The organism is Nostoc mirabile CHAB5784, assembly GCF_020829645.1.
Taxonomy (GTDB): Bacteria; Cyanobacteriota; Cyanobacteriia; order Cyanobacteriales; family Nostocaceae; genus Nostoc; species Nostoc mirabile.
The window spans coordinates 38,441-50,952 of record NZ_JAIVFS010000022.1 but is presented as its reverse complement, the minus strand read 5'-3'; the positions used below and the strand labels follow the sequence as shown (position 1 = coordinate 50,952).

10 protein-coding genes are annotated in these 12,512 nt (G+C 42.0%); 4 read left to right on the top strand and 6 right to left on the bottom strand.

Annotation, left to right across the window (positions count from 1 at the left end):
• Window positions 1–1,151: 1,151 nt before the first annotated feature.
• Complete coding sequence (locus LC653_RS16260; protein ID WP_229495450.1) at window positions 1,152–1,874, bottom strand: carbonic anhydrase; 723 nt, start codon at window positions 1,872–1,874, stop codon at window positions 1,152–1,154.
• A 720-nt stretch (window positions 1,875–2,594) separates the two neighbouring features.
• Here LC653_RS16260 and LC653_RS16255 point away from each other — a divergent pair.
• Window positions 2,595–3,176: a Uma2 family endonuclease gene (locus tag LC653_RS16255; RefSeq protein ID WP_229495449.1), complete on the top strand. Its 582-nt coding sequence runs from the start codon at window positions 2,595–2,597 to the stop codon at window positions 3,174–3,176.
• 531 nt (window positions 3,177–3,707) lie between these two features.
• On the opposite strand, the gene LC653_RS16250 is transcribed toward LC653_RS16255, so the two are convergent.
• Window positions 3,708–4,328: a tetratricopeptide repeat protein gene (locus LC653_RS16250; RefSeq protein ID WP_229495448.1), complete on the bottom strand. Its 621-nt coding sequence runs from the start codon at window positions 4,326–4,328 to the stop codon at window positions 3,708–3,710.
• A 121-nt stretch (window positions 4,329–4,449) separates the two neighbouring features.
• Between LC653_RS16250 and LC653_RS16245 the strand changes: the two genes are divergently transcribed.
• The 3 genes from LC653_RS16245 to LC653_RS16235 all read left to right on the top strand — a co-directional run bounded on the left by LC653_RS16245 (window position 4,450) and on the right by LC653_RS16235 (window position 6,670).
• Window positions 4,450–4,929 carry an MEKHLA domain-containing protein gene (locus LC653_RS16245; protein WP_229495447.1) on the top strand — a complete coding sequence of 160 codons (480 nt, stop codon included), beginning with the start codon at window positions 4,450–4,452 and terminating at the stop codon, window positions 4,927–4,929.
• A 211-nt stretch (window positions 4,930–5,140) separates the two neighbouring features.
• Window positions 5,141–5,860 (top strand): rhomboid family intramembrane serine protease, encoded by a 720-nt coding sequence (locus LC653_RS16240; RefSeq protein WP_229495446.1) that lies wholly within the window; start codon window positions 5,141–5,143, stop codon window positions 5,858–5,860.
• Window positions 5,861–5,986: 126 nt separating this feature from the next.
• Window positions 5,987–6,670 (top strand): rhomboid family intramembrane serine protease, encoded by a 684-nt coding sequence (locus LC653_RS16235; protein ID WP_229495445.1) that lies wholly within the window; start codon window positions 5,987–5,989, stop codon window positions 6,668–6,670.
• Between the two features lie 156 nt (window positions 6,671–6,826).
• On the opposite strand, the gene LC653_RS16230 is transcribed toward LC653_RS16235, so the two are convergent.
• The 4 genes from LC653_RS16230 to crtB all read right to left on the bottom strand — a co-directional run bounded on the left by LC653_RS16230 (window position 6,827) and on the right by crtB (window position 12,443).
• Entirely contained in the window at window positions 6,827–9,001 is a 2,175-nt protein-coding gene (locus LC653_RS16230; RefSeq protein WP_229495444.1) for a GumC family protein, read from the bottom strand.
• Window positions 9,002–9,132: 131 nt separating this feature from the next.
• Window positions 9,133–10,485 (bottom strand): polysaccharide biosynthesis/export family protein, encoded by a 1,353-nt coding sequence (locus LC653_RS16225; RefSeq protein ID WP_229495443.1) that lies wholly within the window; start codon window positions 10,483–10,485, stop codon window positions 9,133–9,135.
• Window positions 10,486–10,696: 211 nt separating this feature from the next.
• Entirely contained in the window at window positions 10,697–11,419 is a 723-nt protein-coding gene (locus LC653_RS16220) for a cyanoexosortase B system-associated protein (protein ID WP_229495442.1), read from the bottom strand.
• Window positions 11,420–11,549: 130 nt separating this feature from the next.
• On the bottom strand, window positions 11,550–12,443 hold the full coding sequence (gene crtB, locus LC653_RS16215) for a cyanoexosortase B (RefSeq protein WP_229495441.1): 894 nt from the start codon (window positions 12,441–12,443) through the stop codon (window positions 11,550–11,552).
• Window positions 12,444–12,512: the final 69 nt, after the last annotated feature.

Sequence of the window (12,512 nt, the reverse complement as noted above, 5' to 3'; positions counted from 1 at the left end):
GCATGGGGCACTTGTACTGAGCGGAGCCGTAAAGCCTGCGGCATAGCTACGCTTAGGGCGCAGCCTAAGAAGAGAAGTATTGGGCACTGGAGATTGGGAAATATTTTTCTGTGTCCCCGTATTCCCATCTCCCCATGTGGGGAATTGTTGATTTTAATTAGAAATTAACCTATTTAGTAACTTTTCTTAACTGTGTTTTCCAAAGGATTTAGTTATTGTATCTAGGGATACGCAATTATTTTTTATAAATAAGCGCTAACCTGATCAAACATGGCCAGAATATACTATACCTTCCTGGCGGGCGGCCTTGTTATATGGCCCCTGCCGGGTTTATTTGTTACAAGCTTCGACTGTGCCTTGCTTTTGAGTTTTTCTGAATTTTTGTGAGTTTGCGTTAGCGTAGACCAACCCAGGTATCGCCGCCCCTACCAATTTACGCAAACTCTACGATTCTAGGACTTACGCACTGTACAAATGCGTCGTGATGTGCATTACCTATCTTGAGGAAGTTTTCAGGCTTTTCTTAATTATCCTGCGATCGTAAATAGACCATGCTGTAGGGGCTAAGCTTTGCTCATTGGTGTCAACTTAACGTAAAAGTCATGTCTCGCAAGGAACTGAAGTTCCTTGCTAATAGCGAAAGTCTTCTGTTGATGACTAAAATATACCCAAAAATCTGTAGTCTACTTCAGTAGACTTTAGCTAAAAGCCAAAGAAATTTATTTCTGGGCGGGTGAGGAAGCTAACAGTTAAGCTATTTCTAGCTTAAGTTGACACGTATGAGCAATGCTGTGCCCTTACGAAAGATATGGTTTTTAACCTTAATCCATATTTGGTATTTCTTGTCAATGCGTAAGTCCTAGATTCTTCTCTACGAGACGCTACGCGTTGGCGTTCTTCTCTAACTAGACGTTGCGCGTTGGCGGAAGCCTCTCGTAGAGATGGCGGTTCGATAAATTAAGCTTTTTAGCACTTTTTGCGTAAGTCCTATATGTAACAAATACTTTGTTAAATGGTATAAGGAATATTTTTTGAAGTTGAGCAATGAATTTGATTAATTTTCAAGATTATCAATAAAAAATCTTTTATAACTAAGAATTTTTTGCAACATCATTAAACTAAAAATCTTACACCTTTTAGGCATAGAATTTTCAAGTAATAATGTTGACTTTACCAGTGTCAATATCGTAACAAGCGCCGACAATTTTTAGTTTGCCTTCACGGATCAATTTGTCTAAAATTGTTGAGCTTTCCTGCAATTTTTCAGCCTGGTACTGGATATTGGCTATAACTGCATTCTGCATATTATCACCCGTTCTTAACTTTACCCTTTCTACAGATGGTTTGATACCCTCAATAATCAAACCAATTCTGCCAGGAAGTGGTTCGTTTTTGATTGCTTCTGCTACTGCACCGCATCTTTTATGACCCAAAATCACAATCAACTGCGAACCTAATACTGCTGTAGAATATTCCAAACTACCTATAACCGTGTCACTGACGACATTACCAGCAACTCGAACGACAAATAAATCTCCAACTCCTTGATCGAACACGATTTCTGCAGGGACTCTGGAATCTGCACAGCCCAATATGGCGGCAAAAGGATACTGAGCTTTAGCAACTAATCGCAGGCGTTCTAGTGATTGATCGGGATATTTACGTTTTTGATGGATAAATCTTTGATTACCATCCAGTAAGCGTCTGATAGCTTCATTAGGGCTAACTGGATTAGGGTTGTCTGGATGAATATCAGCAACAGCAGTTTGCTCTGTATTCCAAAAACTATCACCAAAAGCACTAGCTGCAAGACCTAGTACACTGGCAAATTTTAATAAATCACGTCGCCCTACAAATCCATTAATTCGACTCATCAATCTACCTGAAAACAACAAAGCTGTTCTCAGGAATATATCAGACTTAAGCAAGATACAAGAGTACGTTTTTACACGATTTAAGAGTCATTTAATCTTTAGATTACACTATGATTTAGAACTTAAGTAGGTAGGCATAATCAAATAATTCGTAATTCGTAATTCGTAATGACGCTCTCTACGAGACGCTGCGCGAACGCGGACTCGCTAACGCTGCGCTAACGTAATTAAGTTTTGTAATGGAGATTTAACCCCAACACAAAACTTGCTGTTTATAGAACCGGGGAACTTAAACCCACGGAAGTAGTTAAACATACAAGAAAATCTTAGTTTGTAGTAAGCTATTCATCGCACATAGCAAGTTTCATTATGTATGTATTTGCTATATTTTTGGGAATATTTAACACAGGACTAACTATATTTATGGCTTTTTTAGACAAAATAAACTGGAATTTTCTAGGTAAAAATTCTCAAAATAGTTCTGGAATAGATCCGTCTGCCCCTGTCCAACAATCTATAACACCATCAACCCCTAAAAACCTTGCTGAATTGCATATTACAAGCTACATATAATCTAATCATTAGCTCTATGGTAAGCGATCGCCAGAAAGCATCTGCCAGATAAAATGCTGGGACGTTAGTGCTTGGTCAGGGTAGCAATAAAGAGAATGCCCTTTTTTCGCTATCCTAAATAAAGTGAATCATTAAGAGATCGCGCCGATGGTTGCTTTACCCGATCGCATTTTGATGAGTGCAGAGGAATATCTGGTTTGGGAACCCACCCAAGAGGAACGCTACGAGTATTGGGATGGCGAAGTTGTGATGATGAGTGGTGCTACACGCAACCATAATCGGATTTCTGCAAATTTCTTTAAGCTTCTAGATGATGCCCTAGCCGATCGCTCCTGTGAAGTATACATTGTAGATGTGAAGGTGCAGGTAGAACCTGGGCAAAAGTATTTTTATCCAGATGTGGTCGTAACTTGCGATGAGCGCGATGATGATCCACAATTGGTACAATTTCCCTGCTTAATTATCGAAGTGCTATCACCTTCAACAGAAGCAGCCGATAGGGGGAAAAAGTTTGCCAAATATCGCCAATCTCCAACCTTGCAAGAATATGTGTTAGTACAAGTAGCTCAACCAGGTGTGGAAGTGTTTCGGCGCAACGAACAGGGAAAATGGGTGCTGTCGGAGTATAATTTGCATGAAATATTGCGACTGGAATCAGTGGATGTGGAAATAGCGATCGCCCATGTGTACCGACAAGTGCAGTTTGAAACCGAAGCAACTGAAAATTGAATAGATGATCGATGAGGATTTTATACGTAAAAAGTCTGTATAAATATGTATGGCAATTCGGTTGGAGCGGACTGCCGAAAACCTTTGGTGTGGATGCCCAGGTTATTTGTAGCCGCTTAACCGCACATAGGTTGGACTTGAGGGGGCGATCGCCAGAAAGCGCGAGATAAAATGCTAGAGCATTAGTGCTTGGTTAGGATAGAATTTCGATGGATATGGAAAGTTTCAGTATAATGATAGTCCGTAAAAATACGATTAGTAATGTACTGAATTACAAAAGGCGCTCTCTTTTCATAGAATAGAGTCTTTTGTTACTATGAGTTGCATAAGTAGTCAGACAGAATTAATTACAAAATGTCATTGCGAATGGAGTGAAGCGGAGTGAAGCAATTCGCTTGCGGCTGGGATTGCTTTGCTCCGCTCGCAATGACTGTAAATATTTTTGTCCGACTACTTAGCAGATGGCATCCCAACGAGAAGCTGTTATTTTTGTTCATGGTTTTTATCTTGGCAGAGATAGAAATCAGCAAATCAAAACCATCCTCGCAGAGTTTTATGTACCTGCGCCAGATACCACATATAATCATCAATTTTGTAATTATCAGCAGCTTTAACTATATATTCCTGAGCTAAATCAAGATTAGTTTGAGCTTCGTAATATAATCCCAAGTAAAGATGACTGTAAAAATTTCCCTTTATTCCTTCTGATTGACCAACAGTTAAAACATCATCTGGTGTACAATCTCCCGCATACAAATCATATACGCGCTGCATAACACGTCGAGGGTCATTTTTCACAGTTAATAAAGAATTACGCGCCTCTTCAACACCTAACGAACGAGCTATGCAGAGATATCGCCATACTGTTTCTTCTACATCTTGAGCATTCACTGTCAAATCTATTTCAAATTGTTCAGCGCCCTCAGCAAATCTTTCTGCATAATAATACGATAATCCCCGTTGCCAGAGGTAAGGTTTAATACTGGCATCTAATTGCTCTGCCATGTCAAAATCTTCAATAGATTTATCAATCTTGGCTAGTTGAAAGTTAACCATGCCTCGGCGAATGTAAGCATTAGGATTTTTCGGCTGATTGCGAATGGTTTCGTTCCAACGCTGGAGTTGGTTTTCCAGAGAATTTGAAAAAAACATGAGTTTGCCTAGCTAATATGCATTAAATAGAATATTTTCAGGCTTGGGGAGAACTCGTCAACCCCTAAAATGAGTCAAGTTTTGTCATACTAAATTCTTGACGTTATATTTCCACTTTTCCATGACCAGCGTGATAGAGTTTCCTTGGCAGCAAGAGGCAATTATTCTCCATAGTCAATATCTAATAAATAGTTTTCAGCATTGGACGGGAAATTCTTTGCTGGATACCAATGGTTCACCACTTGAAACAGCACAGGCGCTATTTGAAGCACCATTTGCTTTAGTTTCTCACGGCACGGAGTCAGACCCAATTTTTAACTATGGTAATTGCAAAGCGTTGGAACTATGGGAGCTTTCTTGGGAGGAATTTACTATAATGCCTTCGCGGAAATCGGCTGAAGAAGTAGTGCACGAAGAACGCGATCGCCTCTTAGCAGAAGCAACAACGAAAGGCTTTATCACCAACTATTCCGGTATCCGCACTTCTAGTAATGGTAAACGTTTTTACATAGAAGATACTATTTTATGGAACGTTTTAGATGAGCAAAATCATCACTACGGTCAAGCTGCTTTCTTCTCTAGGTGGAAATTTATTACATAACTACTGCTTGACAGACTTTTTGGATTAATTGCTCTTGCTTGCAATTTTGCTAATCAATCTTGATATCGCTATTCAAGGAGTGCAGTTTCCTTCGCCTAAGTCCTACTATCAATCTTAAGTCTCAAAGCGAGATCCATCCACGAGGTAGAAGAAACTACTTGCATTATTCAGTATTGTGTAACTGGTGTCTTAAAATCAGGAAAAAACGCCCGTGGTACCCATTAGAGATAATAATCCGACAACAATCACGCCTTATGTAACTTATGGACTGATTGCTGCTAATGTCCTCGCTTTTCTTTATGAAGCAAATCTTCCCCCTCAAGCATTAAATGGGTTTCTACACCTTGCGGCTGTAGTTCCACGAGAACTGACTTTAAGCTTTGGTGGTGTCTCTTTACATCAACCAGTGCCAGAGTGGGCAACTTTAATTACCTCACAATTTTTACACGGTGGTTTTTTGCACTTAGCAGGTAATATGTTGTTTCTCTGGATTTTTGGTAACAACGTTGAAGATAAGTTAGGTCATGCCAAATATTTACTGTTTTATTTATCTTGTGGTGTTTTGGCATCCTTGACACAGTGGTTCTTCGCTCAAGATTCTAGCATTCCTTCTTTGGGTGCAAGTGGTGCGATCGCAGGCGTTTTGGGAGCGTATATTCTCCGCTTTCCCAACGCCGAAGTTCTTGGCATAGTGCCTTTAGGGTTTTTCTTCCCGACTTTCCGCGTCCCGGCATATTTCTTTTTGGGATTTTGGTTTCTCGAACAAGCCTTCTACGGGCTTGCTAGTCTGCAAACACGTACCAACATCGGCATGGAAAGCGGCGGTATTGCCTACTGGGCCCACGCAGGCGGTTTTATTTTTGGGGCAATTCTCGGCCCACTGTTGGGTTTGTTTAACGATAAATCACAGGAAGAATCTTGGTACAAGTAATTCTTCAGGTTATCATCAGGGCTTTGAATCAAGCTAATTAATTAAATAGGTGAAATTGTTTAAGCTTCGCAACTGCTAGCCTTACAAGCTATATTGCAGTTAGTGAATAAATTAGGAAAAACATTTGTGTTTCCCCTCTACGACGAAAATCCGACGCGAACCACCCCGTATTTCACCTACGGGTTAATTGGCATGAATATTTTAGTTTTTCTTCACGAGGTGAGGCTGTTAAATGCATCGTCAAATGTACAATTGAATCAGTTTTTAAGTCAGTATGCAGTAATCCCTCAAGAGTTAACCACCAATTGGAGTGGAGAGTGGATAACATTATTTACATCGCAATTTTTACACGGTGGTTGGTGGCACTTAATCTCGAATATGGTGTTTCTCTGGATTTTTGGCAACAATATTGAAGATCGATTGGGTCATGTCAAATATCTGATTTTTTATTTGGCGTGTGGCGCTTTAGCTGCCTTGTGTCAATGGTTTATTGGCATGAATTCGGAGATTCCTTCTTTGGGAGCAAGTGGTGCAATTTCTGGGGTTTTAGGTGCGTACATTATCCGCTTTCCCCAGACTAGAGTCAGAACTCTAGTATTTTTGGGGTTTTTCGTCACCACAATCAGAGTGCCAGCACTAGTAATAATTGGACTTTTCTTTGTGCAGAATGTAATCTCCGGTCTTGCTACCCTGCAAACAGCCGCTAACATGACCGTGCAAACTGGTGGAGTTGCGTATTGGGCGCACATCGGTGGTTTTGTTTTTGGGGTAATTCTCGCTCCCTTATTTGGATTGTTTAGGCAGGACTAAGTACAAAATTTCCGAAACTCCTAACGAAATAATTGCTACCTCTCAATCCTCTGCGTTGAAATCTCCCCCTCAATTGATCACAGTTTTACCCAAAGCTGTACTAAGCAATTCAAAATTAGGAGATGCTATCTTAGCAATCCCCTATTTGGGAAACTATTAGTTTTTGCTGGCACCTGCTGAAAGTTCTTCTGATTCTTCTGCCCTAGATATAAATGTTGATGATTCTACAACTTGTTCAGGTAGAGAAACAATGATGTCAGCGCCATTGATAATTGCTCCCAATAATCCCAGTTCCGATTCAACTAATTGATCAATAGCTTCACCTAACATGTTCTCTTGTGTATAGTGTGGTCGCGCCACAAGTACCATGCCATCGCTGTAGGGTTGAATTAACAAAGGGTCATTGGATATGCTGAGTGGGCTAGTATCTAAAATAACTAAATCAAAACGTTCGCGGACATCCTCCATCAGCCGTCGCATTTCGCTAGATTCAAGAATAGCAGCTGATTGCCGCACAGGGCCAGGGCTGGGTAGGATGTATAAATTTTCTACATCAGGAACTAAACGAATACATTCACTTAAGTTAGCGTAATAACGCAAGGGTTCAATAGTGGCGTCGGGGTCAGGAATTACATTCAGGGATGTACAACGAGAAGGCGATCGCAAATCTGTTTCGATAATCAAAGTTCTTTTACCAGCACGGGCTGAAGCTATACCCAAGTTATAAGCACTTGCCGTTTTACCCTCTAGGCTACTGGTGCTAGTAATCAACACCACCTTTAAGGCTTTACCACCAACCCGGCGCAGATTACTACGGAATTTCTCATAAAATTCTAAATAAGGAGAATCCGCAGAAAGTACCACTGGCACTGCTTCTTGAGGCAAATCATCAACTGGCATTAAAGGCAATTCTCCCAACAGTGCCACTTCCCGTTGCTTGAGGCTCTCGCGGATATCCTCCCTGGTTTTGAAAGTACCTTCCAGCGCTCCCAACAAAAATACCACTCCGCCACCAATCAAGACACCTAAGAAACCACCCACAGCGAGGGTAATAGGTACACTCTTGGGGGGTTTGAGGTCCGCAGCCGCTGTGGGGCGTCTGGCAACGCTGAGGCTGCTGGTAGTTTCTGCCTCTGCGGTTTTAGCATCGGTTAGCTTCACCTGCATTTGGTCATAGATGGCTTTTTTAAGTCCAACCTCTTGTTCTAAACGCGATCGCTCTAATTGCTTATTGGGTATCAGAGAATACTCTCGCCGTAGTCGCGCTTCTTGTTGGATCTCTTGAGTTAGTTGTTGTTCCAGCGTCTCCCGTTGAGTTTGCAAAGACACCATTTGGTTTGCCAACTGCTGGCGGGCTGGATCTAAGCTACTTTGGGCGCGAATCCCGGCAACGCTACCCTGAAGCGGAGCCGCCGTTCCATCGCCACCTAATACCTCCGCAGCCCGTTGTTGCAGCAATTCCTCAGCAGATTCTTTCTGACGCTGCAACTGAACCATCGTTGGGTGTTCCGGTCGCAAATCTTTTCTGAGTAAGGCGATTTGCGACTCACTTTGATAAATTTGCGATCGCAAGTTACCAATAATTGGATCGGCACTCAAAGCAGAAGAAATATAAGCCTGCCCGACTGTTAAGCCTAACTTATTTTGTAAACTGCGAACTTGACCATCAACCCCAGAAATAGTCAATTGCATTTGCCGTTGTAGATTTTGGCTGGCAGTAATAGCGCTTAACAAGCTGCCATTCTCCGCTGCTAATATTGCCGTTCGCTCTATGCGATCGTACTGTTCCAGCTTCTTTTCGGCAATTTGCAATTCCCGTTTAGCTTGTGGTAAGCGCTCGTTAATCTTTTGAATAATTGCTTGTAATCGCCCAGTATTAATGTCACTGCTCAACTTAATCATTGATTGCATCAATGCCGTCAAAACCTCTATGGCTCGTTTGGGGTCTGTATCTACATATTTAAGTTCAAAAGTACTCGTTTCTAAATCTCCAGTCCTGGGATTTTTTTTAGGTAAAGAAAGGACAATACTTGAACCGAGTTGTTTCGGTTTGATATTTACTTTCTCTGCCACAGTCGCAATTATCTGGTTTGATAATAAAACATCCTCATTTAGTTCCTTTCCTTGCTGTTGGATTTGACTACCAGTGGCTGAGAAAGAAACTGGTGGGCCAGCATAGGTAAGTGCCGCAGATGCTATGTAGTTAGTAGGTGGCTCTGGCTGCATAGCCACTACCGTTGACCCCACTACAACTAAACCAAAACTAGCTAGTCCAATCCACTTATATTTTTCAAAAGCAATAAGATAGCGTTTAACAATTGGTGGAGTCATGGCAGGGGCAGATAGAATCAGTTATCAGTTATCAGTTATCAGTTATCAGTTATCAGCTTTATATTTGTCACCCTCATCTCCCCCTCTCTCACATCTGGTAACAATCGGTGAAGAGGTGAGAGTCACTAATTTCACCTACCACCGAAGTCGTCAAAAAATCGGAGAAAGGACTGGACATTGAAGAAGGGTTGGGTAATGGTAGTCAAGAAATTAGTAATTCTACCGATGAGGTTCCGACCAACAACAAGAACATCATTATCTTGAAGGGCCACATTTTGAGATGCATCGCCACCTAGAGCTTTTTTAGCATCAAGTTTCTGGGTAACAGCTTGACCTCGTTCAGGATCAAAGCGAACCAGAGCGATATCTCGGAGATTAGCAGTGTCGAGATTTACTCCTCCCAAAGCATCTACAAATGTACTCCCGTTAGGTAGTGCTTGAATGGCAAGACCTCCGGCAGCGTAGTTTAAAACCCGGACTCTAATCTGTGGTGTGGACAAGGATGAACGTGCTACCAAATTGCGGTCATAACCGTCATTATTACCAACTTCACGACGGGGGACGAGTATCGCATCTCCGTCTTGTAAGCGTAAATTAGGGATTGAACCACCATTTTGCAGTGTTGCATATAAATCAATAGTTTGTGAAATCACAGAACCATCGATTAACTTCCGGCGTACTTGCACTTGTCGCAGGTCTGCATTTAAAGTTGAACCACCAGATATTAGCAAGGCATCAGCAACACGGGGTGTTGGTGAATTAATCGGGTAAATTCCTGGTCGAAAAATTTCCCCGCTAACGGTAACTTGAACTGGTCGCGTCCCTGCCAACGATACTACTACGATTGGATCTGGGAAAATGCTGCTTAAACCCAAGCGAATTTTTTCTTGAGCTTCTTCCAAAGTTAAGCCTTGTAATGACACCGTTCCCACTTGTGGCACTACGATGTTGCCTTCTGGACTAATTACAGCTTGAAAACTTAAGTCTTGACGCTGCGTTGCTAAGGCTAAAACTATTACTGGATCAACTACATAACGATTTAAACCCAAGCGAATTTTTTCTTGAGCTTCTTCCAAAGTCAAACCTTGTAAGGAAACTTTTCCCAGTAGCGGCACCACAATGTTACCTTCTGGGTTGATTAAAGCTTGAAAGCTCAAATCTGGAAAGCGTTGCACCGAAACGCTAATTCCATCTCCTATTCCTAAGCGGTACGGCCCAGGAGGACGCTGAAGCACAACACCAATTGCATCTCCTGGCCCCAAGAGATAGCGGCTGAGTTGGGGAGAAATTTCCTCATTTGCACCTAGAGGTACAACCTCAGTACCTGGCACAGGCGCAGGGGGTTGCCTTGGTGATTGTCCTTTATGTGGAAAAGGCTGGGCAACAACAAGCTGGATAGGTGTTGTTAAGAAAACTCCTATTTGAAGACTGACAAAACACAGGGCGCTGAATGCACGCATATAAGAACTTGTATCTATGAACATCGGTGCAGGAAAACTGAGATAAAAATTAGTCGCGCCGAGTGGTGATTATACTCTAAAAATGTCCTAAATGTATCTTTTATCTGCAAGTATTTTACCAACAAAAAGTAGAAAAATTTTGCCAATTTTAATTTATAACATCATATTTTTAACCTGAACGCGATTATAGAGATACAACTGAAGAATCTCTGCACAAATGCATCTGTAACAGACTCTATAAAGAGTCTGCCATCAATTTAGCTTGTACTGTTTCTCCAATAGACTGTGCTAAAGGCCAAGATGTTTCTACCTGCCCCAAAGGTTCCATTGGAATCAGAATACTCACCCCTACCCAAGGAGTGCGTTGCTTACGCCACTGGGCCAATTGATCCGCCAAGAACCAGTGGAAAGGTGATGGATTTCCGCCGTCTGGCATAGCGTACCATTGCAAGACAGCGAAGGTTTGCTGTGGTGTGGCGGCGCGAAAGAACCTAGCTTCTATTTTAGTTTCAACCTTAGATGTCAACTTTGCAGGCGGTTTCACAGTAAATTCAGCAGAACGATATTGAGCTATATCCCACTTTCCCCAGCGTGACTTTCCCCAGCCGTTAACGTCTGTCCACTCTACTTCTGGTTGATCCATAGGCCCATTTTGCGGCAGCAAAAGCAGGATTGCCTGGGATTCGGAACCTTCTTTTTTAATTACCTGCAAAGACCATTTATGTTCGCCAATTTGCTGTTCTGCTTGTTCAATAGTTTGCCAACCAGGAAGGGCTAACCCAGTCTTGCGGATCTGTCTTAACTCCTTGAGGGTGGTAACAGGTGGCGGCTGTTTCCATTGCCAGTGTCCTGTCAGGTATCCGGGAACCCCGCCTATTGCCAACAAGAGTAGCAATAACAAAAGTGCTGCCACCTGACTCAATTGGTTTTCCTTAAAAAACTTGGAGAAAGAAATCATCAGTAAAATTTATAATACTTAGGCAAAATTTTACTTCATAAAATCACACCATGAGTTCAGTAATATTTATCAGTACAGAAAAAGCAGGGGAAGCAAGAATGACTAATGACTAATGACAAATGACTAATGACTAATGACTTTCCCCTTCTTGCTGAGTTTCTGATGCTGAAAAATAGCTATTAATCCAATTCAGTAAGGGCACTAATGACACCAGCATACAAGCTGAATAGAGATCACCACCCCAACCCTCATGCAGCCATTTAAAAGCCGCTTCTTGACCTGTGCCGTGAAAGAAAGTCAGTAATGTATTACGAATGATATTGGCACAAATACTAATGATCACAGCAAAAGATAAAAACGATATAACTGTACGGCGTGAAGACAAAGCGTCTGTCCAAAAAAGCAGCATCAAGCCGACGTAGAGAGTAGTAAACAACATTTTCAGCCCTGCACAATAGGGGGCAACTTCTACAATCCGTCCTCCCACGTAGAGATTGATTTCATCTACGGTTACGTCCATACCAAATTGATTCAGTATAAAGCCTGCTGTGCCAGCGATGAAGCTTTGAAGAGGTAGTGTATAGGGAGCAATGAGATAGGGTACTGCCGTTGGGGTTGCCAAAAATACTAGTAGCAGGGGGAATCCTTGCGATCGCAAACCTGCTATTCCCTTAAACCACAAGCATAATCCTGCTAGTATAACGGGCAAGGAAAGGTTAACCCACTCTGTAACACCGCTAAGATAAAACACTGTCCCGAATAACAACAAAACAGGGCCCAAAGGATGGATGGTATCTGGTAAACGTTTCCACTTTTTCCGGTTCATCCAGCCCAGATAAGCCGCAAATGGTAAGCCAATAATCCCGTGGCTGAAATATTCGTGTTCTGTACTGATATTTTTGTTCAGCCAACCATCTAACCAGTGAAGCAATATAGGTGCATAAAGCAGCAGCAAAACGCCTAAAATAGCTAGATTTAATAAGTCTGATGCGTTTCTGTTTTTAACCTGTTGCTGGAGTGCCATGATTTTCAGTAATTCAAAAACTCTCAGTATTTAAGGGGAGTGGGGAGTGGGGAATGGGGAATGGGGAAC

Excerpts from the sequence above, each read along its gene's own strand:
- LC653_RS16260 (WP_229495450.1), bottom strand. The coding sequence starts at position 1,874 with ATGAGTCGAATTAATGGATTTGTAGGGCGACGTGATTTATTAAAATTT.
- LC653_RS16255 (WP_229495449.1), top strand. The coding sequence starts at position 2,595 with ATGGTTGCTTTACCCGATCGCATTTTGATGAGTGCAGAGGAATATCTG.
- LC653_RS16250 (WP_229495448.1), bottom strand. The coding sequence starts at position 4,328 with ATGTTTTTTTCAAATTCTCTGGAAAACCAACTCCAGCGTTGGAACGAA.
- LC653_RS16245 (WP_229495447.1), top strand. The coding sequence starts at position 4,450 with ATGACCAGCGTGATAGAGTTTCCTTGGCAGCAAGAGGCAATTATTCTC.
- LC653_RS16230 (WP_229495444.1), bottom strand. The coding sequence starts at position 9,001 with ATGACTCCACCAATTGTTAAACGCTATCTTATTGCTTTTGAAAAATAT.
- LC653_RS16225 (WP_229495443.1), bottom strand. The coding sequence starts at position 10,485 with ATGTTCATAGATACAAGTTCTTATATGCGTGCATTCAGCGCCCTGTGT.
- LC653_RS16220 (WP_229495442.1), bottom strand. The coding sequence starts at position 11,419 with ATGATTTCTTTCTCCAAGTTTTTTAAGGAAAACCAATTGAGTCAGGTG.
- crtB (WP_229495441.1), bottom strand. The coding sequence starts at position 12,443 with ATGGCACTCCAGCAACAGGTTAAAAACAGAAACGCATCAGACTTATTA.